The 21,806-nt window shown below is 60.1% G+C and carries 18 protein-coding genes; 3 read left to right on the forward strand and 15 right to left on the reverse strand.

Features of this window, described 5'->3' with window-relative positions; translation table 11 throughout:
* Positions 1–134 precede the first annotated feature (134 nt).
* From MOP44_RS07325 to MOP44_RS07370, 10 genes are all read right to left on the reverse strand, one after another.
* On the reverse strand, positions 135–566 hold the full coding sequence (locus tag MOP44_RS07325; RefSeq protein ID WP_260795335.1) for a thioredoxin family protein: 432 nt from the start codon (positions 564–566) through the stop codon (positions 135–137).
* 77 nt (positions 567–643) lie between these two features.
* Positions 644–2,542: a CRTAC1 family protein gene (locus MOP44_RS07330; protein WP_260795336.1), complete on the reverse strand. Its 1,899-nt coding sequence runs from the start codon at positions 2,540–2,542 to the stop codon at positions 644–646.
* 77 nt (positions 2,543–2,619) lie between these two features.
* A complete protein-coding gene (locus MOP44_RS07335; RefSeq protein WP_260795338.1) occupies positions 2,620–3,444 on the reverse strand; it encodes a VOC family protein in 825 nt (274 codons plus the stop codon).
* The gene (locus tag MOP44_RS07340) at positions 3,441–4,547 is read right to left on the reverse strand and encodes a glycoside hydrolase family 88/105 protein (RefSeq protein ID WP_260795339.1); all 1,107 of its coding nucleotides are present in this window, start codon (positions 4,545–4,547) and stop codon (positions 3,441–3,443) included. The genes MOP44_RS07335 and MOP44_RS07340 overlap by 4 nt, the downstream gene beginning before the upstream one ends.
* Positions 4,548–4,962: 415 nt before the next feature.
* Positions 4,963–5,877 carry a ParB/RepB/Spo0J family partition protein gene (locus MOP44_RS07345; RefSeq protein WP_260795340.1) on the reverse strand — a complete coding sequence of 305 codons (915 nt, stop codon included), beginning with the start codon at positions 5,875–5,877 and terminating at the stop codon, positions 4,963–4,965.
* Between the two features lie 79 nt (positions 5,878–5,956).
* On the reverse strand, positions 5,957–6,802 hold the full coding sequence (locus MOP44_RS07350; protein ID WP_260795341.1) for a ParA family protein: 846 nt from the start codon (positions 6,800–6,802) through the stop codon (positions 5,957–5,959).
* Between the two features lie 335 nt (positions 6,803–7,137).
* A complete protein-coding gene (gene rsmG, locus MOP44_RS07355) occupies positions 7,138–7,785 on the reverse strand; it encodes a 16S rRNA (guanine(527)-N(7))-methyltransferase RsmG (RefSeq protein WP_260795342.1) in 648 nt (215 codons plus the stop codon).
* The gene (locus tag MOP44_RS07360; RefSeq protein ID WP_260795343.1) at positions 7,782–8,537 is read right to left on the reverse strand and encodes a gamma-glutamyl-gamma-aminobutyrate hydrolase family protein; all 756 of its coding nucleotides are present in this window, start codon (positions 8,535–8,537) and stop codon (positions 7,782–7,784) included. Before MOP44_RS07360 ends, rsmG begins: the two co-directional genes overlap by 4 nt.
* A gap of 72 nt (positions 8,538–8,609) precedes the next feature.
* The gene (locus MOP44_RS07365) at positions 8,610–9,386 is read right to left on the reverse strand and encodes a lysophospholipid acyltransferase family protein (protein WP_260795344.1); all 777 of its coding nucleotides are present in this window, start codon (positions 9,384–9,386) and stop codon (positions 8,610–8,612) included.
* A complete protein-coding gene (locus tag MOP44_RS07370; RefSeq protein WP_260795345.1) occupies positions 9,383–10,735 on the reverse strand; it encodes a bifunctional folylpolyglutamate synthase/dihydrofolate synthase in 1,353 nt (450 codons plus the stop codon). The genes MOP44_RS07365 and MOP44_RS07370 overlap by 4 nt, the downstream gene beginning before the upstream one ends.
* A gap of 748 nt (positions 10,736–11,483) precedes the next feature.
* On the opposite strand from MOP44_RS07370, the gene dnaN reads away from it, so the two are divergent.
* Positions 11,484–12,656 (forward strand): DNA polymerase III subunit beta, encoded by a 1,173-nt coding sequence (gene dnaN, locus MOP44_RS07375; protein ID WP_260795346.1) that lies wholly within the window; start codon positions 11,484–11,486, stop codon positions 12,654–12,656.
* 89 nt (positions 12,657–12,745) lie between these two features.
* Here the strand turns inward: dnaN and MOP44_RS07380 are convergent, their stop codons facing one another.
* Both MOP44_RS07380 and MOP44_RS07385 read right to left on the reverse strand, forming a co-directional pair.
* Positions 12,746–13,018 (reverse strand): hypothetical protein, encoded by a 273-nt coding sequence (locus tag MOP44_RS07380; RefSeq protein ID WP_260795347.1) that lies wholly within the window; start codon positions 13,016–13,018, stop codon positions 12,746–12,748.
* 219 nt (positions 13,019–13,237) lie between these two features.
* The gene (locus tag MOP44_RS07385) at positions 13,238–13,588 is read right to left on the reverse strand and encodes a DoxX family protein (RefSeq protein ID WP_260795349.1); all 351 of its coding nucleotides are present in this window, start codon (positions 13,586–13,588) and stop codon (positions 13,238–13,240) included.
* A 78-nt stretch (positions 13,589–13,666) separates the two neighbouring features.
* Here MOP44_RS07385 and MOP44_RS07390 point away from each other — a divergent pair, with 78 nt between their 5' ends.
* Both MOP44_RS07390 and MOP44_RS07395 read left to right on the forward strand, forming a co-directional pair.
* Positions 13,667–14,551 carry a sigma-70 family RNA polymerase sigma factor gene (locus MOP44_RS07390; protein ID WP_260795350.1) on the forward strand — a complete coding sequence of 295 codons (885 nt, stop codon included), beginning with the start codon at positions 13,667–13,669 and terminating at the stop codon, positions 14,549–14,551.
* A gap of 254 nt (positions 14,552–14,805) precedes the next feature.
* Complete coding sequence (locus MOP44_RS07395) at positions 14,806–16,842, forward strand: autotransporter outer membrane beta-barrel domain-containing protein (protein WP_260795352.1); 2,037 nt, start codon at positions 14,806–14,808, stop codon at positions 16,840–16,842.
* Between the two features lie 84 nt (positions 16,843–16,926).
* Here MOP44_RS07395 and MOP44_RS07400 read toward each other — a convergent pair whose 3' ends face one another.
* From MOP44_RS07400 to MOP44_RS07410, 3 genes are all read right to left on the reverse strand, one after another.
* Positions 16,927–18,144 carry an ATP-binding cassette domain-containing protein gene (locus MOP44_RS07400; protein ID WP_260795354.1) on the reverse strand — a complete coding sequence of 406 codons (1,218 nt, stop codon included), beginning with the start codon at positions 18,142–18,144 and terminating at the stop codon, positions 16,927–16,929.
* On the reverse strand, positions 18,101–18,685 hold the full coding sequence (locus MOP44_RS07405; protein ID WP_260795355.1) for a hypothetical protein: 585 nt from the start codon (positions 18,683–18,685) through the stop codon (positions 18,101–18,103). Before MOP44_RS07405 ends, MOP44_RS07400 begins: the two co-directional genes overlap by 44 nt.
* A 373-nt stretch (positions 18,686–19,058) precedes the next feature.
* Positions 19,059–21,767, reverse strand: coding sequence for an amylo-alpha-1,6-glucosidase (locus tag MOP44_RS07410; protein WP_260795357.1), 2,709 nt, complete (start codon positions 21,765–21,767; stop codon positions 19,059–19,061).
* Positions 21,768–21,806 lie beyond the last annotated feature (39 nt).

The raw sequence follows: 21,806 nt of genomic DNA on the forward strand, positions 1-21,806 counted from the left end.
CACGCAGGACTCCACGAAGGCCGCGGCAACCGCCGCGGCCTTCGTGTTTTACGTCCTGCTCTCGCCCGATGGTTCAGGGAGTCCGAAGTCCATGCGGGGCTGAGTGACAGATCACGAGAGTTCGATAAGCAAGATCATCCGGCGCGGGCCAGCCAGGATTTCATGGTGTTGGAATCTACCAGGCCGGGCTGCTGCATCTGGAGTCCGCCACCGCTGAACACCGCGAAGTTCGGAATGCTCTGGACGCGATAACGCGCAGCCAGATCTGGATGACGTTCTGTATCGACTTTGAGGACAACGGCGCGGCCGGCGAGATCACGAGCTGTTTGCGCTACATGCGGAGCCGCCATGCGACATGGGCCGCACCACGAAGCCCAGAAATCGACCAACACTGGAACTTTGCAGTCGCGGACGATCTCATCGAACTCAGCCGCGCCGACTTCGATGGGCTCGGCGACGGCAGCGATCGGCGATTTGCATGCACCACATCGGCCAGTATCGCTAAGGTGCCGTGCCGGAATGCGGTTGGGTTTACCGCAGGCAGTGCAGTTGCGAATAAGGGGCATGACGGGTCCTTCTCCGGATAGCCTTGATGCGCGAAGAGTAGCAAAGGATTCGCTACGGAGTTAGTTGGGCTGCAAAGCTATCGCTTTTTCGCAGGCTTGAGCGCTTCGTTCTTCAGCAGCTTGCCGCCTTCCTGAATCACGTAGAGCCGATTCACATCCAGGTCCTTCAGCGTGTCTACTACGCCCGAAGGCCAGCGGATTTCGACCAGGTCCACTTTCTTCGCTTCGTTGAGTCCGAAGTGATAGCGCAGATCGCTCGAAGAGTAATAGCCATTCGAGGATCGAACCTCCTCAATCTGCGCAAGCGCGGCATCCGGCTTCCCGCTCAGCACAGGCGAACCCGTCTGCGCCACAACCCTGATCTTCGCGCCAATCCCCGTGCGGTTCGACTTCACGCCGACGAGCCGGATCTTGATCCACGAACGATTCAAGGAAGAGTCACAGCGCAGCAACTGTGGCACTGCGTTGACGCAGTTCACCACCGCATCCTGATCGCCGTCGTTGTCGAAGTCGCCCACCGCGAATCCGCGCGCCTTGGCGTCGGTAGTGATCCCGGCGCCGCCGCTCATCGACAGATCCTCAAACTGCCCGTTGCGCAGATTGCGGTAGAGATACTTCCGCTCGGCATAAGCGGCATCCACCTGCGTCCCATCCACTTCGGGATACACGTGACCGTTGGCCACAAGGATATCGAGCCAGCCGTCGTTGTCGATATCCATGAAACTGATGCCCCACCCCAGCAACCGTGTATTTACGCCCAAGCCAGCCTGATAGGTGCGATCGTCGAACGATCCGTCACCCAGGTTCATGTAGAGCGAATCGGTGTCTCCGGCAAAGTTCGTCTTCACAATATCGGGGAGCCCGTCGCGATTGAAATCGCCAATGCTGACGCCCATTCCGGCCTGCGGCTTGCCGTCCGGCGAATAGGCGACGCCCGCTTCGATCGCCTGGTCCTTGAACGTGCCGTCTTTCTGATTGATGTAGAGCGTGGCCGACGTTGAGTCATTCGCCACGTAAATGTCGGGCCACCCATCGCCGTCGAGATCCACCGCAGCGCAGCTCAGCGCATATGTCCCCAGCGTGCCCCACATGCCCGCTTTCTCGCTCACATCCCGGAACGTGCCGTCACCGTTGTTGTGATACAGAAGGTTCTTCCCGCCATCAAGCCCGGGCGGACCGCAAGCAACAATGATTCCCTTGTAAGTGCAGTTGGCTTCTTCAGGCTTGGGCGTGGTCTTCAGGTCGAGATCGATGTAGTTTCCGACGAACAGATCTAGGTTGCCGTCCTTGTCATAGTCCAGGAAAGAACATCCCGAGTTCCAGCGCAGCCGGTCCTGCAACAGGCCGGCTTCTTTCGTCACATCGGTGAACTTGCCATTACCGTTGTTGCGGAACAGTGCGTTCTGCCCGTAGTAGCTGACGAAGAGATCGTTCCACCCATCGTTGTTGTAGTCGCCCACGCAGCAGGCCTGGCCCCAGCCCGTCTTGTGCTCCAGCCCCGAGCCGATCGTCACATCGGTGAATGTGCCGTCACGATTGTTCTTGAATAGATGGCTATACGGCTCTTTCCCCTTAGAGAAGCCTTCGAGCCGCCAGCCGTTCACAAGGAAGATATCCAGCCAGTCATCCTGGTCGTAGTCGAAGAACGCCACGCCGCAGCCGGTGGTCTCGAGCAGATACTTGTTGCGGTGCTCGCCGCCGAAGATGGTCTCGACATTGAGGCCTGCATCCTTGGCCACATCCACAAACTGAACACCCAGCGGGGTGCCCGAAACCGGCGATGCTGACCCTTTCGGGGCGGGACGCGACTCGGCCGAATACGATTGGCGTGCACTGCCGCCGGGCTTCTGCTGCGCGGCAGGCTGCTGTGCTTGCTGGCCCAACGCTGGCCACGCCAGTGACAGCACATCTTCGAGCGACAGAACGAGTGCGGTCCGCGATAGCGACTTCAAAAATCCACGACGGGAAAAAGCCAAGACGTGATTCTCCGTGGCAATTCGCTGTTCTATAGACTGCGATTCTGCCTGAAGAGCGAGTATATCGGCCGAGGCACTCAGTTCGGCTGTGTCTGCTGCGCCGCGGCCTGTTTCAGCTCAATGCAATTGCCATCGGGATCGTAGATGAGCAGCGCATTGTGTTGGTGCTTCACTGGAATGCCAAGGTCGTGAAGATCGCGTGCAGCCTGTTTGAGACCCGGGACCTCCATCGTCAGGCGCAGCGGTTCGATCGCCGGAAGCACCTCGACAGCATCTGCTGGATCGAACGGAATGCTGAACTCGTTGTGGCCGCGGCGCACGAATGCCATTCCGCCCCCATAGAATCCGGCCGCGCCCTTGGGATCGTTAGAAGGAAACGCAATGCCAACAATGCGGGTCGAAATGCGGTGCTCGCCCAGGTGCTGGCCAACGTCGCTGCTATGGCGCGACCCAGGCATGTACTGCGTGAACTCGATGTTCCCCAGGCCTGGCCCGCTCATCGAAAAGAGCATGTTTCCTGCGCCACCCTTCGACACCGCGGTTGGAGAAAGCCCTCGTGCGCGATACGCCTCGTTCAGCGCTTTGATATCGTGCGAGAGGTAACAAACGTGGAGGAAGCCCAGCGCTTCGCCGGTCTGGCGCTGCGGATAGAGCTCAATGAACTGCGTGTCATTGACCTTAAGGAACGCCTCCGTTGGGCTGCCGCCCTGATCGAGTGCGAATGCCTCTTCAAAACCAAGCTTCTCGTAGAAGGCGCGCGACGACTTTAGGTTCGACACTCGCACTGCGACATGAGCGATGCCGCTCGGTGCGGCCTCTGAGTCAGATGGCGTGCGCTGCGCGCAAGCAATTGCCGCGGCAAGTGTCAGAGTCATCACGACAATCGAGAACCTGCCTTTCATTGCGCCGACTCCAGGAGTGCGCGCGCCGCCCACATCACCGGAGCTTGTCCATGAAAGTCACCGGTACTGCGCGGCCGGCCCAGGTAGTAGTCGTAGCTGTTCTGCTTGTTAGTGCCAACACAGATGTTAGTTACATCACCATGCTGATCCACAAAGCCTGCGAGCGCGATCCATGCGCGCCGCGCAACCGGGCCATACGTCTCCTCGGTAAGCCAGCCGTGCCGAACGCCTTCAATCATCGCGAAGGTGAACATGCCGGTCGACGAGCTCTCTTCCCATGACTCCGGCTTATCGATAAGCTGGCGCCACATGCCGTCGGCATTCTGATTGCGCGCCAGCTCCGCCATCATCTTGCGATAGCCCGCGAGAATCTCGGCGCGGTCAGGATGCGAAGCCGGCAACGTGAGCAGCATCTCGGTCATTCCGGCGGCGACCCAGCCATTGCCGCGTCCCCAGAAGAACGGCACATCTTCTGCGTGATAGAAGAGCCCGTTCGGCTGCTGCAGCTTGCGCAGATACGCGGTCATCTCATGGGCGGCGCGGTCCAGGTACTTCGCATCTTTGGTCGCGCGATATGCCTCCAATTGCAGAACGGTCAGCATATACATGTCGTCGATCCAGAAACGCGTCTGCCCGGAAAGACCGTCGCTCTGCGGATGCGCCCATTGGCGATCCGCGAAGCGTAGCCCCAGCTGCCGCGTTACGCTATCGCCTGTCTCCATCGATATCTGCAGCGGCACCACGCCGAAGATCTCGTAGTCGACGTGTTCCTTATCTGGCACGAGCTCATTCAGCGGGGGCCTGGTCAGCGGCTCAAATCGCGCCTGCAACTGCTGGAGCAGAGCGGCGTTGTGCGTGGCCTCGGCAAAGGTGAGGGCGCCGTACCAGGCGCATACCTCCGGATACACGACGACCGGGCGAAGATGCTCACTTGCCACGAAGCGTGCCGCGACTTTTGCGCCCACCGCCTTCGGATCGGCCTGATCAGGAAAGTTTGAGAAATACTTCTGCTGTGCCACAGTCGGCAACGCAGTTCCGGCGCAGAGGAATGCGCACACAACCATCTGGCTGAACAGAGACCTGATTCTCGCCCTTTTCGGCATGGCGGGAGTATATCGTTTCGAGCCGGCGAACTCGGGTCTTGTGCCGTTCCTTGGCGCGCGAAGGGACCGGGCGAACTGGACTATCGACGGACTGGCTATTTACTGTGGGGTAAACTTCTGGTTATGGTTCCCAAATTGGGACGAGATATTCTATGAATTTTTGTAAGGCTGATAAATCGCCTTGTATGAACGGTTTGTAGCTCTAATCATCCTCAAAAGGCGAAGATATGGAGAAGCAAAACCAGGGGGAGGGGTAGCTAATTTTCTAGTAAACTGTCGCTTACATGACAAAAGGTTGCGCTCTGCAACAGAGAACAACCCTTGGTTAGAACATTAGACCGTTGAGATGGCTGCGTCGGTGACGGCTGTCACGGTCCCGCGGTCAACGCGTTCGAGGACCTACAGGCTGGGGGTGTCAGGCGCGGACACCTGCAAGCTGCTCAAGCAGGGTATCGAAGTCCTCGAGCTTGCCGTATTCGATGATGACCTTGCCGCGGCCGTTCTTGTCCTCGATTGTCACCTTCAGGCCGAGCGCACGCTGAAGCCGGTCTTTGACTTCTCGCACGTTAGGATCGACAGGCGGCTCAGGCTTGGATTCCTTCTTCTCCGCTTTTTCCGGATTAAGCATGCCCTGAACCATCGTTTCTGTTTGGCGAACAGAAAGCGAAAGTGCCGCCACACGGGCTGCAGTCTTCTCGAGGTCGGGCCTATCTACAAGTGCCAGCAAAGCGCGGGCGTGCCCGAACGTCAGCTCGCCCGACTCAACGCGGTTCTGCACTGTTCCGGGCAATTTCAAGAGCCGCAGGAAATTTGCCACGGAGGTCCGATCCTTGCCGGTCCGGGTGGCCATCTGCTCCTGAGTCATGTGGAACTCGCGCGAGAGACGCTCGAAGGCGCGGGCCTGCTCCATCGGGTTCAGGTCAGCGCGCTGCAGGTTCTCGACGATGGTGATCTCCATCGCCTGCTCGTCGGAGACCTGACGCAAAATGGCCGGGATCGTCTTCTTACCCGCTTGCATCGACGCGCGCCAGCGGCGTTCCCCGGCAATCAACTGGAATCGGCCGTTTGCCTGCGGCCGTACCAAGACAGGCTGCACTACTCCGTTGGCGGTGATCGAAGCCGCCAACTCGCTGAGCTGGGCGTCGTCAAAGGTGGAGCGCGTCTGGAAAGGATTGCGGTCGATCAGGTCGACGGCGATTTCGCGGGGCTTCCCGCCTTCGTGCTCTGCGGAGGGGGTGGGGGTACTCGCCGCTGGGGTCTGCACGCGGGGCAACAGAGAATCAAGACCTTTGCCAAGAGCGCGACGCTTGTTATCGGTAATGGAAGCCATGGGCTAAATCCTTTTCAGTTGGGCTGGACCCATTTCTGGATCCATAGCAGCTTGTATCAGCGCGAGGTTGGCGGACAGCTTAGTGATAAGGCCAGAAGCGCACTGCGCGTTCGGGCTGTTTCGCCGCAGCCGCCTTCCGCGCCTTTGCGCGGGGACTCTCCATCTTGTTTCGCGCCAGAAACTCGTTCGCCAGCTCGAAATACGCCTCCGTCCCCCGCGAGCGGGAGTCATAGAGCGCAACGGGTTTTCCGTGGCTCGGAGCCTCTGCCAAGCGCACATTGCGTGGGATCACCGTCTTGAAGAGCCGCTCCTTGAAATATTCCCGCAGGGTATGCGTCACCTGCTGAGCCAGGTTAGTGCGGTCGTCATACATGGTCAGCAGGACGCCTTCGATACTTACATCGGCGTTGAAGGCGGCACGCACGCGCTCCAGAGTGGATATCAGCTCGGAAATGCCCTCAAGGGCGAAGTACTCAGCCTGCATTGTGACGATGAGCGTGTTAGCGGCAGCCAGGACATTCAGCGTCAGCAGGTCGAGGGCCGGAGGGCAGTCGAGGATGATTACGTCGTACTTTTCCTTAACCTCATCCAGGGCGTGCCGCAAGCGCAGCGCGCGATCCTCGGCATTCACAAGTTCGACGGTGGCTCCGGTCAGGTTCTTCGAACCGGGGAGCACACTAAGAGTCTCGATCTCGGTAGGCAGAATCACCTGCTCGGCAGGAGCCTGGCCGACCAGCACGTCATAAACGGAATGGCGGTCATCGTCGCGGGCAATCCCAAGCCCAGAAGAGGCATTTGCCTGGGGATCGCAATCAACGAGGAGGACGCGCAGGCCTTCCAGTGCGAGGCATGCGGACAGATTTATGGCTGTAGTGGTTTTCCCCACTCCGCCTTTTTGATTCACGATCCCGACGATTTTGCCCATGGGTCTCCAGACTAAAGGGCGCGGTGACGACGGGTCACTGTGGACGCTGTGGAGAAATTCGAAAACCTGTGGAAAGTTTTTGGCCTCCGGGGCCAGGCTGTGCTGTAAGTCACAAATTTGCCTGGAGTTAGTCTCGTTTGGATGCGCTAGCTCCCGCCGAACCTGAATGCTCGCGTAAGTGGAAAACTCGGGACACCTACGCTGAAGATGCGCTATCCGGCTCGTCCTCAGCACGGGCTTCATTGTTCCACGTGGAACAATCTGACGGCGTCTCGAGCTCAACTATGTTCCACGTGGAACACCATTTTTTGGCCGTCGATGTTCCACGTGGAACACTAACCCTCTCGCCGCCCGAGAAGAAGCACGCGGCGATCACCACCAGGGAGCGGCACCGGGCGATTCCACGTAAACGCGGGTCCCGCAAGCTCCCGTATCTGCCCGTATTCGCTCTCCACGGTCAGGGGTGCCAACCAACCCCCGACAATTACGAGTGCCGACGCCGCCCGGACCGCGTCTTCCATCCTGTCGACGGCCCGAAGGGCCACGCAGTCGAAAGTCCGGCCCAAAGTCTCCGCCCGCGACCCATGCACCAAAACGGGGATTTCGAGCCGTCGCACGGCCTCGCGCAGAAACGCCGCCTTTTTTCCCTGTGATTCAGCGAGGGTGACCTGCAGTTCTGGTCTGCATAATGAGATTGGAATCCCCGGAAATCCCGCGCCTGAGCCAAGGTCCAGTAAGCTTCTGATCTCGGTTGGCAGGGCGTGCGCGCACGCGATCGACTCAACGAAATGCCGGCGCAGAATGCCATCTTCATCCCGGATAGCCGTCAGATTGGTTCGCGCGTTCCATCGCACAAGCAGGTCGAGGTAGGCCTCAAATCGCGTCGCGATGTCAATGTCGAGTTCCGCCTGACCCGACTCGGCCAGTAGACGATTCAACCTGCGGGCAATATCTTCCCCTGCCCGTCCTTCTATCTCGCTCATGCGGGAACCGTAGCATCGGCGTGGCGCTTCGCCCAGGCCTGCGCCTCGCGCACAAATGCGGCGAAAATGGCCCTCGAAAGCGCGCTCGACGTGTAGGTCCGTTCGGGATGCCATTGCACCCCAATGACGAACTGGTCGTTCGACTTGAGTTCGATGGCTTCGATCACCCCGTCATCGGGGCAGGACGCGCTGATCCGCAGATTGTCGCCCGGAACTTTCACTGCCTGGTGATGGCTTGAATTGACGTGCACCGGGGCCGAGGTGGGCGGGGCGATCATGGCGAGGCGCGAAGAGTGCTCAAATCGAACTTCGTGAGCGTGATCGACTTCCCGACCGGCGGCGTGATTCACCGCCGATCTTCTCGAGGTCGGCAGGTCCTGAATGAGAGAACCATTACGCCAAACATTCAGAGCCTGCATCCCGCCGCAGATGCCAAGCAGCGGCTTGCGCAGGTTGAAAGCGTCCTGGAGCAGGAGTTCATCGACCGCGGCCCGGGCTGGGTCGGGCTCGTTGCATGCGGGATTGCGCGACTCGCCGTACACCTGCGGGTCGATGTCATACTTGCTCCCGGGAAGCAGCACCCCGTGAACCGTGGCCAGGAGGTGCGCCACCCTCGCCGGGCTCTCCTGGAGAGGAATCACGACTGGTTGGGCGCCGGCCGACTGAAGAGCCGAGGTGTACAGGGGTAAGGCCCGACCGTTGTAATCAGTGTCGAGGCTCGTGGGTTCAGGAAGTGCGATCCGGATCGTCATGGATGACTCCAGTGTAAAGGGCCTGCTGGCGCCTCAACCTACCCTCTTTCGGCGGAAGGGTCTTCCGGAAATTCACCGGCTCTCGGCAGAAACCGCGCAGACGGACGGTGCCGCGCTCAGCATTCGTGCGATCTCGCTCCGAAGCCGTTCTGTCAGTTCGTCGACTTGTCGAGGGGTCATCCCAGAGGTTTCGATGGGTTCTCCGGCCATCAACGCAACCTCGCAAGGATAGAAATGCGAAGTGTGAATTGGCAGTAGATCGTAGACACCGCTTAGGGCGATAGGAACTACCGGCACTTGAGCTCGGATCGCCAGGTAGGCAGCCCCGGCTAAGAATGTCTTTAGCTCGCCATCCGGCGTGCGTGAGCCCTCTGGGAATACGAACAATGGCATCCCAGCTCGGAGCGCCTTCACACCAGCGCTCAGGCTCGAAAGTGTCGCTCTGGGATTGTCGGTATCAATAGGAATCTGGCCTGACCGGTTCAGGTACCAGCCAATGAATGGCAGCGACCAGAGCTCCTTCTTAGCCAAAATTCGAAACTGGAATGGCAGCGTACTGAAAACCACCGGCGTATCCATATAGGAGGTGTGGTTAGCCGCGTACACTGCCACCGGATGCTTCCTCAGGTTCTCCGCCCCGATCACGTCGAGCCTCGCTCCTGAGAGAAACACGCACGTCCTGGCCCACACCTGCGCGATGCGGTGCTGTGTTCGCCCTGTCTTCGCCCACAAGGAAGCAATGAGCGCCGCCGTCCCAAACATTGCCGTTCCCCCAAAGAAGAAGGGCGCGCGGAAAATGTTGCTGCGCCAGCGCTGCCAGAAGGTAAGCGGATCGGGCCGGCGCGTCATGCCTGCGCGCTCCGATGACCTAACAGCAATGCCCGGGCATCTCCGACGAGATACACGGATCCGGACACGACGATCACGCCTTGGCTGTCATGCTCGGCATGCTGCAACGCAGCATAAATAGAGGACGCTGATTCAGCCGGCGTTCCCGTTGCTGCCGCGGCCTCGAGCAGGCTTTCAACCGCGGTGGCACGAGGGCTGGCGATCGGCGCGAAGATCACGAGGTCGAACAGTGGGAACAGGATTTGCGCCAATTCCGCGACAGGCTTGTCTTTCAAGCAGCTGAAGACCAGGGTACGGGTGCGGCCCGCCTGCGTTTCTCGATCCAAGATGGAGCGGAGACCGGAGCGAAGTGCCCAGGCGCCAGCGGGGTTATGCGCTACATCTAGTATCCACGTAGTATTGCCGCGATGCAGCATTTCGAACCGGCCGGGCCACTGGGTATTGCGGATGCCGCGTTCGATGGAATCGGCCGTAATGGGCAGCGAGTGGTTCTGCTGCAGCTCTATGGCGGCGGCAATCGCAAGTGCGATATTCCGATGCTGGTGCGCTCCGGCCAGCGGCGAAGCGACCTGAATCTGCCGACCGAGAACCTCGAGCGGATAACTCGTGCCTGGCTCCAGATCCCCTGCCGGCCCAAGTGCCGGGACGTACACAGCAGCATTCACTCCGCGGGCATTGAGCTCCGTCGCGATCTCGCCGATTGCCTGGTTCGCTTCCGGGTGCTGCGGCAAGGTCACGAGGACTCCGTTGCAGCGAAGGATGCCGGCCTTTTCGCGCGCAATCGCGGCAACCGTTGGCCCCAGCCACTCGGTGTGATCGAGGGAGATATCGGTAATCACGGAGATCAGCGGATCGACGATATTTGTCGCATCGAGCCGTCCCCCCATGCCGACCTCAAGCACCGCGATCTCCACGCCTGCTTCCGCGAAGTGCAGAAAGGCCATGGCTGTCAGGGTCTCAAAGAAACTGGGGCTCTGCGCCAGCTTGCCGGAACTTACCAGGGCATCAGCCGCCTCTGCCATGGCGAAGTAATGTCGCGAGAAATCCGCGTCGGAAATTTCAGCGCCGTCCACGCGAATTCGTTCGTTGGGGCGTTCAAGGTGCGGCGAGGTATAGAGGCCGGTACGCAGCCCCGTTTCCCGAAGAATCGAAGCAAGCGTTGCCGCGGTGGAGCCTTTGCCGTTAGTCCCCGCGATCAGAATGCTGCGAAAGCTGTGCTGCGGATTCCCCATCTCGTCGAGGAGAATACCGATCTCGGCAAGGGAGAACTTGCGCCGTGGGCGGCCGGGAGCGGTGTGGAGTTCCGGCGCCAACGCGTTCAGGGCATCAATGGCCGCCGCGTAGGACATGAAATTTCAGTATAGAAGGTTGGCAATCTGGCGAATCTGCACCCAGGATTCGGATTGTCTGGGAGCGCCAGGCCTGAGACAGTTTTGACCTCAATTTCCAGCATTCAGAAAGCGTGTGTGGAAGACGTGGAAACATCGTCCGCTGTGGGAGACCGGTGCATCTCATCCCCTTCGTTCATGAGGGTGCGGACGCGCTTCCCACAATGGGGCTTCGGTTTTCACAGGGGTGATTCGGTCTCCTGTTGAAGACGTGGGAAAAGCGGGGTGGGTGGGATTGCTTACGAGGCGGATTTCCATTTGTCCGGAATTGCACAGCCGCCTTTTAGAAATGTGGACAGGCACTCAAGGCAAGCCAGCAGAATGAGTTGAGCCATATTTCCACTTTTCCAGCGCGAACTACGGAGGGTACTGGGAAAGATTAGAGACTCACACACGGAAAACGCCTCGGCCGTCGCACCGCATTGGCTCAGCCTGATCCCTCCGCGGATCTCGCATCCGCGGCTTGCCGCTGCAGGCTGTGTCTCCAACCGCGTCTGACGGGATTCAGCCGCCGTTTCCACGCTTTCGTGCCTGTTTTCCACGCGCGCAATGTGCAGAAAGATGAATACAATCAGGAACAAGCAGGGACAGCCGTATCCGCGATGCGCTAGGGTGATGTACAGTGTGGCCAGCGTGAAGCCGCGTTGAAACTTGCTGTGGCTGCGAGGCAGCAGTGGCCGCGGAGAGCCGCGGAACGAGGGGTGGGTGTATGTCGATCGTGGAAACTGAAGTGGAGAAACCGGCCGCGCAGGGGGCAGCGATGGAGATTACCGTAAGCCGCCAGGAACTGGTGAAGGAACTCACCGCGACGCAGAGCGTGGTGGAGCGCAAAACCACCATTCCGATTCTCTCGAACTTTCTGATCGAAGCCGAAGGCGACCGGCTGAGCATCACGGCAACCGACCTGGACCAGGCGATCCGGACCAGCGCAGGCGTGAAGGTCAAGAAGGCTGGGTCGTGCACCATTCCGGCCCGCAAGCTGTACGACTACATCAAGCTCCTGCCCGACGGCGAGATATCCATCAAGCTGCTTGAGAACCATTGGGTGCAGATCCGCAGCGGCCGCTCGAACACCAAGATGGTCGGTATGGCGCGCGCGAACTACCCGCAAGTGCCTGAGTTTCCGACGATCGCCGTGACGAGTATTTCGGCTGCGGCATTGAAGACCCTCATCAGCCGCACGATCTTCGCGATCTCGAATGAGGAGTCGCGCTACACGCTGAACGGCGCGCTGATGGTGCTGAAGGCCGAGTCTATCGCCATGGTCGCCACGGATGGCCATCGCCTCTCGTTCGTTGAGAAGGCCGGCGAAGTGCTTGACGGAATCAGCGGCGAGAAGCGGGTCCTGGTTCCGCGCAAGGCGCTGCAGGAACTGCAGACGCTGCTCGCCAACTCGGACGCGGAGAAGGTCGAGTTCGCTGACGATGAGCACACACTGTTCTTCCGCGTCGGTCACCGCACGCTGAGCTCGCGCAAGCTCTCCGGTCAGTTCCCGAATTACGAAGCGGTGATGCCGCGCGACAATACGAAGTTCGCTATCGTGCGATCGAGCGAACTGTCCGGAGCTATCCAGCGTGTGGCGCAGTTTGCCGATGAGCGCTCGGGCGCCATCCGCCTGCGGCTTGAGTCGAACGAGCTGAAGATCAGCTCGCAATCGACGGAGTCCGGCGAGTCAGAGGACACGATTGATACGCCCTACTCCAGCGATCCGATCGTCGTCGGTTTTAACTCGACGTACATCCTTGATTTCCTGAAGGCCCTGGGCAATGAAGGCGAAGTGCGGCTCGAGTTCAAGGACTCGCAGTCGGCCGGGCAGATGCGGCCTGAGGATCCCGACGCGGAGTACAAGTCTCGCTACGTGTTGATGCCGATGCGGATCTGAACAGCGAATCAAGAACAGTAGCAGCAGCAACAGCGAAGCCCTTGCCGACCGGCAAGGGCTTCGTGTTTTCAGACATCGCGAAAAGCGACCTACTTGAACTGCCGCACCATATCCATCACGTAATAGCCGGCTACGTAGAGGGTCATCACGCCGAACAGCGCGAGGATCGCGCGTCCCACCGGCTTGGTCTTCTGCAGCCGGTCGATGATGACCTCCTGCTCTTGGCGAAGATGCGCTGACGAATCCTGCAGCACGAGCTGGTCGTCCTCGTTGCGGCTCATCCTGGCGACATAGACCCGGAAGCCGATGAACATCAAGAACACCAAACCCCACGCGACCCACATGAACGGAATAGAAGACATGACGGCGTTACCCCTGAAAGAGAGCTCGGCACCGGTGCATCGTCAGCTGCAGTTATCGCAACCCGATGCGCAGGCCTGCGCTCTGATTATCGGAACCGGCGCGAAGTCGCCTCCGTGACCCCAGTCACGAATTCCGCCAGGTCGTACCACTTTGGGATACGCCGCGGACCGAAATAGGAAGCGCAAGAACGTATCTTCGGCTGAGTTCGGACATGGCTGTCAGGCGGTGCGCATGCATAACACGAATGCGCATAGAGCCAGAGTGAACCACGCGATGGGAAAGGGAAGATTGGCATACCAGCGCACGCGCAGAACTGTCACGATAGCGCCAACAAAGTAGATAACCAGTCCGGCTGCGGCGGCAATGCCGATGGGCGGCACAACGATGCCCGCAAGCAGACCCAGGCCGCCGAGGATCTTTAAGACGCCGAGGGTCGGGAGCCACCGCAGCGGAAGCTCCAGCCGTTTGATGTTTGTGACGATCCACTTGGGAAGCGTGAAATCACATATGCCGGCATAGATGTTCGCTGAGGCGGTAAGAACGATCACGATGAGATAAGCGAGATGCATATTGGAAACTCCCTTTGTCACGAAGGCTGGCCTTCGGGTGTCATCCCAGTGACCCGGGGGAAGGAGAGAATGTGACCGATGAGCGGAAATGATTGGGTGGCGGAGAGATTCGAGGCGAATCGATCGCACTTGAGGGCTGTGGCTTTTCGCATGCTCGGATCTGCCGGAGAGGCGGACGATGCGGTCCAGGAATGCTGGATTCGCGTGAACCGGGCAGATGCGGCTGGTATCGACAATTTAGAAGGGTGGCTGACAACTGTCGTGGCGCGAATTTGTCTGAATATCCTGCGCTCGCGAACGGCGCGCCGCGAAGAAGCGCTGGAAGAGAGCACCGCGGGGCCGCGGATCGTGCATAGCGGGCGACGAAGTCCTCAAGATGAAGCCCTGCTGGCGGAATCTGTCGGCCTCGCATTTCTGGTTGTGCTGGAGAGGCTCACTCCTGCCGAACGGGTGGCGTTCGTGCTGCACGACGTATTCGGCGTCTCGTTTGAGGAGATTGCCTCAATCGTGGACCGGACGCCGACAGCAGCCCGGCAACTCGCCAGTCGCGCTCGCCGTCGCGTACGTGGAGGGCGAACGCGGCCAGCCGCGTCTCTGTCTGGGAAGCGGCAAACGGTTGAAGCGTTCCTTAGGGCGTTGCGTGCAGGTGATATCGAAAGCCTGCTCGCCGTTCTGGATTCGGACGTGGTGCGTCGGGCCGACCGGGTGGCGGTGGCGGCCGCGGAAGGCAGAGAGCTCCGCGGCGCACGGGACGTGGCTCAGGAGGCATTAACGTATAGTGGCGCTGCCCAGATCGCGCAGCCAGTGGTGGTGGATGGAGACGTGGGGTTCGTCATCGCTCCTGGTGGGCGGCTGAGGGTTGCGGTTCGTTGCACCGTGAGGAAGTCGAAAATTACCGCCATGGAGGTAATTGCCGACCCTGCTCGTCTCCGCACGCTGAACTTTGGCATTCCACCGGATTGAGGGGCACGCCTGGCTAGTCAAGAATCACTGGGTCATTTCACAGAGGGAAGATTGTTGGGCGGGAGTTCCGCGTACGTGGTCACGAGACGGCAAACGCGCGGGATGCACCCCGTCCCGCCGTAATTTCTGTTTCCGTATTGTCGTCTTCCTCCTCCTGTTTCGCGATATCTCGAACAGGAGCTTCTATTCGCGCCGCGCACTTGATGCGACGCGGCCTTGCTCGTATGGAGCAGCGAGGAGCAAGGAGGACTTTCGTGAAATTGCTTAGTGTGATTGCAGCTCTTCTGCTTTCTTCTTTTCTGAATGCACAACCAGGAGTGCCGAAGTCGAGCGGCGCCGTGCCACGGCTGGTGAACTTTTCCGGTAAGGCGCTGGATGAACAAGGCAAGCCCATGGCCGGCATCACGGGCGTTAGCTTCGCCATTTACAAGGACCAGTTTGAAGACGATCCGCTGTGGATGGAGACGCAGAATGCGATGGTCGACGCCGAGGGCAATTACACCGTGCAACTGGGCGCGACCAGCGTGTACGGTTTGCCGCTCGAGCTGTTCAGTTCAGCGGGCTCGCGATGGCTAGGCGTCCGCGTGAACGCGGGTAGAGAGCAGCCGCGAGTGCTGCTGCTCAGTGTGCCGTATGCGCTGAAAGCGGCCGATGCGCAGACGCTCGGCGGATACCCGGCCTCTGCGTTTCTGCTGGCAGGAACAAGAGCCGCGGCCAGCGCTCCGGGTTCCTCCGTTGCCATGCCTCAGCCTGTACCCGCGGCAGCCACTGCAGTGACGACCGCCGGAGGTGCACCGAATGCACTCGCAAAATTCGATGGACGCTCGGACATCATCGGCTCCCAGATCTTTGACAATGGAACCGGCGTAGGCATTGGCATCAGCAAACCCACAGTCAAGCTCGATGTGAACGGCGCCACCACTATCCACGGACCTTTGCTGCTGCCGTTTGCCAGCCCGGCAACGGCAACGGCAGGCAGGGTCTCACAACCGCAGGGCTTCAGTGCCTCGTCCTTCAATAGCAGCACGGCTTCAGCCGTAGCGCAGACTTTCCAATGGCAGGCGGAGCCCACCGGGAACAATACGGATGCGCCCTCCGCGAACTTATCCCTTTTGTTCAAATCCGTGGAACCGGCGCCGGTAGAGACCGGCCTTTCGATTTCCAGTCAGGGAATCATCCAATTTGCGCCGGGGCAGACCTTTCCCCAGGGAAGCGGAAGCGGCACGGTGACCAGCGTGGGCTTGAGTGCTCCGGCAGCTGACTTCACCGTAAGCGGAGGGCCGGTCACCGGCAGCGGTGTGCTGGGCCTGAATTGGGTGGTTGCACCTACTTACCAGAACATTCCGTATGCGATCGTTAAGCGGGACGCTTACGGTAACGCCACCTTGAATAACCTGCTTGCGGCGGGCGGCATCACGGGCATAGCAGATATGGATGCTGTCTCGGCTATCTCCGGGTTCAACAAGAACTCGGGCAGCAATGCTGTCGGTGTGGAAGGAGATGTGAACGGAGCCGGAACTGGCGTGGTTGGATTCAGCTTCAACGGCGGCCGTGGAGTGAAGGGCGAGGCAGACGGTTCCAGCGGCCAGGGAGTAAAAGGCGAGAGTTTCGGTTACACGACTACGGCAGATGGGTTCGGGCCCGATGGTGTCGACGGTATCGCGCACTCCGACGCAGGATCGGGTGTAGCGGCTCTCAACACCGCGGGAGGAGATGCCATTTTTGCCCAGAGTGCGTACGGCTTTGCAGGTTACTTTTTGGGTAATGTGGCGGTGCAGGGCAATCTTTCGAAGGCTGGCGGTTCCTTCAAAATCGATCACCCCCTGGACCCCGCCAACAAGTATCTGTCCCACTCCTTCGTGGAGTCGCCCGACATGAAGAACATTTATGACGGGGTCGTGACCACGAACGCGCAGGGCAAGGCCGTGGTCCAGATGCCGGAATGGTTCGAAGCGCTTAATCGTGACTTCCGCTATCAACTCACGGTCATGGGCCAGTTCGCGCAGGCCATCGTCGCCGGCGAAATGACAAGCCACAGTTTCATCATTCTGACCGACAAGCCGAACGTAAAAGTCTCGTGGCAGGTGACCGGCACGCGCCACGATGCCTGGGCGGATGCACACCGGATTCCTGTGGAACAGGCCAAGCCGGACAAGGAACGCGGGCTGTACCTGCATCCCGAGCTGTTCGGTGCACCGGTGGAGAAGTCCATCGGCGCCGCTCACCACCCCATCGCGATCCGCGTGCTGAAGCAAGACAAGATTCTGGTCGCGTCTCCCAAGGCGAAGTAACCGGCTCCAGCTTGTGCAAGGTTGCGCATCGGGATCAGCACAACATTGCATCAGTGCGATCCGGAAATCAAGCGCAGGCAAAGATCAGGTCGTATACGAACCTGCGAGCCGCGTGACCGGTTCCGCGTAGAGGTTGCCCGCGAAAAGGTCCAGGTTCCGGCCAGCAAAACGCCGCGCGACGCGACCTTCGGCGAACTCGATCACTTCGTCCACCAGTCCATCGATCGCCGATAGCCGGTGCGTCACCACGATGACCGTCTTTCCCTCGAGCAGCGGCCAGATGTTGTTCAGCACCTGGGCTTCGGTTTCGGCGTCGAGGTTACTTGTGCACTCATCCAGCAGCACGATCTTTTTGTCCGGATGGTCGAGGCTGAGGACGGCCTGCGCCAGAGCGACACGCCGGCGCTGCCCGCCGGAGAGGTTTTTGCCGTGTTCGCCGGCCTTGGCCTGGTAGCCATCCTGCATGCCCATGATCTCGTCGTGAATGCAGGCAAGCTTCGCCGCGCGCACGACTTCAGCAAACGAGGCATCGGGCTTCGCAAATCGAAGCGTATCGAGCAACCCGGCATCGGAGAAGAACACGCCGCCGTTCTGCGAAAGGCACGTGCACACGCGTTGAAGCTGTTTGAGCGGCCAGCGCCTCACGTCCTCGCCGCCCACGTAGACGGCGCCGGCTTGCGGATCATAGAGGCGATCCACCAGCTTAAGGAGCGTCGATTTCCCGCAGCCGGTGCGGCCGACGAAGCCCACCTTCTTTCCGGCGTCCACGTGCAGGTTGACCCGGTTCAGTACGGGCTCTTCCGCGCGATAGTTGAACTCTACGTCGCAAAACTCCAGGCTCACCTGCTGGGGAATGCGCATCGGCTCAACGGAATTGGAATCGCAGACCCTCGAAGTGGCCGAACTGATTCCGAGGAAGAGCTTGATCGGCTCCCAGGCCTCGCTGATCCGTCCCCACATGCCGGCGTATCCCCACAACGACCCGCAAAGCTGGTCCGACAGCATGAAGAGATACACCAGCATGGCTCCGTCGAGTCGATGTGCGGTCAGCATTCCGATCCAGACAAAGAGCAGGTAAAGCTGCATGCCGAGGATTACGACGCCTTTGCCCATACCGAAGAACGTCTGCACCTTCATTTCGGCCAGGCCGTACTGCTCGATTTCGTCGTGAATGCGGCGATAGTCAGCCTCAATGCGTTCTTCCTGGTTGTAGCGCACTACATCGGTATGCATCTCAAGGCACTCGATGCTCAGCGAATTATCGGCGGCGTAGCGCCGGTAGCGCGTCTCGCGGTATTTCACGCAGCGGCGGTTCTCCTCGATCGACAGCCAGAAGAATAGTGCGCAGGAGATTGGGAGTACGGCAATCCAGAACGAGACACCTACGTAGGCTCGCAGCAGGAACAAGCTCATCAACGCCGTCCCGAGCAGGGGGCACACCTCGCGCGCCAGGCTTTCGCTTGTCTGCGCGAATTTGCTGAGTCCGTTGGTGATTTCGCCGCGACGTGCGCCGCTCGATCCCGACTGGTGCCAAGCCTGATCGAGGCTGGAGCAATTTTGAGAACACGCCGACGCTGAGCTGCCGGAACATCGGATAACTCACGTGCTTGGCGAACTTCCAACCCATTGCCTGGTCGAGGCCGTCGAGCAGCAGCTTGTAGGCGGCGAGCACGGCAACGGCGATCAGCACCGATTGCGCGGAATTGTGTTCGTAGGTCCGGATGAGAAGGACGAGCCCGTAGCCGCCGCCCACCACCATCGCCTGTCGGATGAGAGTCAAGACGATATACCAGGCGAACCCGCGCCGGAAGGGAGAGAGCAAACGATTGAGTTCAGCAAACATAGAGGGCCCCGTCTGATCTCGCGTCAGGGAGAGTTTTTCTTTTGGGAATCTCAAGAGTACGTGGGTTCCGCCGAAACGACATCACCAAATTGAGCTAGATCCAGGCCGGGGGAAGCGTGCATTGCCGCGCGAGATCCTGCGGGCTCCTGCAGAGAGCGCGCCTGGGAAAGCACCGCATGCAAGTACGTATCCGCCGGGCCGGTGGGATCCCGGCGGATGCTGCGGGCCAATCCCCTCCGCGATCTGCTTGTGAGCTTTTGTGAGGTTATCTTCTCGCGGTTCGGGAAGCGGGGATGTGATTTAAATCACACCATGCGGGTGGGAGGCCGTGAATCGGGTTCACGGCCTGCGCTGGTGAGGGGCCTGGGTTTAATTACCAGGCGAGGGTGACGGTGATGGTCTTCCAGCCTTCGCCCTCAGGAAAATGGAAGGTCAGGGGATACCAGGCGCACCCGAGCGGATTTGCGTCACACGATCTAAACGAGACCGATGCCTTTTCCGCAGTAGATTCACTTTCGATCTTGGGAACAAACTGGCCGTTTCTGATCAAACGGAGCATTCCATCAGAGCCGGCGAGACCCTCGATCGTGAGCTTCAACTGGCGTTGGCCGTGCTCGGCGTGCACGATGCGGAACTTCCGAGTCCTCGATCCCGGCACTGTCGGTCGGTTTGGAGTCGAGAGTGCGACGGGCTCGATCAGGTTCATCTCCGCCGGCACGTCGTCTAGCTGGATCGCAGGCAATGGAATTCGCGGTCCCTGCTGCGAGGCAAGTCGGAACTGGCGAGCTGTCTCCTTATCCAGCGGCCCCACCGAGGCTCCTGGGATGTCGCTCCTCAAGTGCCATCGATTTCCCGCAGTCGGGCTCATGTAGATCTCGAGTTGGCCGCCATTCTTCTCTAAGTAAAGCGAAGTCTTTTCGCCGGGTAGTTGGAGGTCAAGCACTTCCGCGTGATCCCACGAGGCCGGCAATTGCGGATTCACCGTGATCGTCTTCGTCTGCGCGTCGATCGATATCCCGAACAGCCCGCGCAGGGTCGGCGTAATCACCATGGCGCTGGACCAGAGCTGATGGCTGGTGCTGCGGCCGAAAGGCACGAAGAAATCGCCACTAAGCAGTTCCGTATCGGCGCCGAGATCCTGGGCCCAGGTGAGGTTGGCATTCTCCTTGAGCATCTGGTAGCCGGCGAGCGGCTGGTTGCCACGGTACTCGGCCATTGCGGCCCAGCCTGTGAAGAGCGGCCAGACTGAGCCCTGGTGATAGCTCATGCCGTCGTAAATCTTCTCGTTGTTGGCGACGTCGCGGAGGCCCCAGTCGGTGTTGAGTGTGTGCGAAGCGATCTGCTGCAGGCAGGCATCGCCATGTGCGAGGGTCTGCGAACCGAAGCCGCTCCACCACGCAAGCGCCGGGTAGACGGTGCGCGTGCGATCGACGGGGCTGTTGGGCGTACCGGCGGGATTGGTCGCGAATGCATAGCATCCCGTCTGCGCGTCGTAGTACTCCTGCTCGATCTTCGCGGCGATATCAGTCGCGCGCTTCGCCGCCGCGCCCGCCTGCGCTTCATTTCCTAGGAGTTTCTGCAATTCGCCGTAGGCCTGGCTGGCCTGCTGATCCAGAAGCGCGAGATAAATCTCCTGGTGCGGCATTCCGCCGGGCCAGCTCTCGACCCAGCCCGTGCCCTGCGAGTTGTCGTAGATGCCGTCATGGTCCGTATCGTGCGCAGGATCGGTTTCGAAGGCCCACGCTTTTTCCACCGCATCCTTGTGGGCTTTGAGGAAATCTGTATCGCCACTGGCGCGGACGTAGTCGAGCATGGCGAGAAGGAACAGGGGCGTCGAGTCGGCGGCCGCGTACATGTAGGGGAATTGCAGCCAGTCGATCTCTGAGGCGGTCTGCGAGTACTCGTGCATGATCTTGCCGTCGGCACGCTGCCGCTTGATCAGAAACTCGAGTTCAGACTTCGATAGCGCGAAGTCGCCGTAGCCATTCACTGCGTAGAGCGTGTAGAGCGCATCGCGGCCGAAGAACCATCCGAAGCCCGGGCGGGCTGAGTCGCCCGACGCATAGTAGCCGGCGACGAGAGCGGTTTCATCCGTGCCGACGGGCTTGGCCTTGAGCTGCTCGATGGATACGACCGCCCATTGGAACGCGTCGTTCAGAGCTTTGTCGGGCGTGTCGATTGAGACTGAATTGGCAAGCAGCTTCTTGTAGCTCTCCGCGTGCGCGGCATAGGTTGTAGCGATCGACTGGTTCAGCTTCTCGAGTGTCTCGCCGAGCGCGCGCGTGTCCGCGGTTTCTTTCTTCGTACCGACGGCCATCAGCAGCGGATAGAGCTTGCCGCGATCATGCGCAGGGTCGATGTGCAGTTTCAGCTCGACGGGGTGCACCTGCGGCCGCTCCTGGTAGGGAGCCATGATCCCGGGCCGCGCGCCGGGAATGGTGATTGCGCCGGCGATCTCGGGATAGTCTGCATGCAACACGTAGTAGCCGCCGGCCTGCTCATAGGCATTCGGGCCGTGCGCCACCCATTCGGGTCCGGGGTGTCCGGCGTTGCGCTCGGGCCACATGTATTCGAGTGCCGGCGTAAAGCGGAAGGTGAAGTCGGTCGGATGCAGGCAATCGAACTCGAACAGCACCACGGGCCCTGTTCCTGAGGGACCCTGCTCCGGCGAGAACATGATCTGTCGCACGGTGAAGCCAAGATGCGAATAGGTGATGACGGTTCGCTCGGGCCTGACCTCGATCTCTGCCGACTGCTGATTCACATCGATGGGAACGGTGTAGCCCTCGATCTCCGCCTCAATGGTGAGGTGCGAGAGCAGCTTGACGGGGAGAATCCAGGATTCAAACGTGCCATCCTGCTGACCGAGGATGACGCCGCGCGGGCCGGCAACGGTGAAGGGCTTGAGCGTCTCAGTGTGAGCGCGGATGACCGGACTGGCGGCGTCAAATGCGATCGGAGCCACCGGAGTGAACTGCGGCGGCGGCGGGGCGGAAGCCTGGCCCATTGCGGAGGACTGGATTGCGGAAGAGAAGACCGGCAGCAGGGATGCCAGGCAAATCGAAGCAGTACGAACGCGCATACTCTGTTTCCTCTGAATACCTGCGCCATTCTAGAGCCT

Origin of the sequence: Occallatibacter riparius, assembly GCF_025264625.1 — a bacterium.
GTDB lineage: Bacteria > Acidobacteriota > Terriglobia > Terriglobales > Acidobacteriaceae > Telmatobacter > Telmatobacter riparius.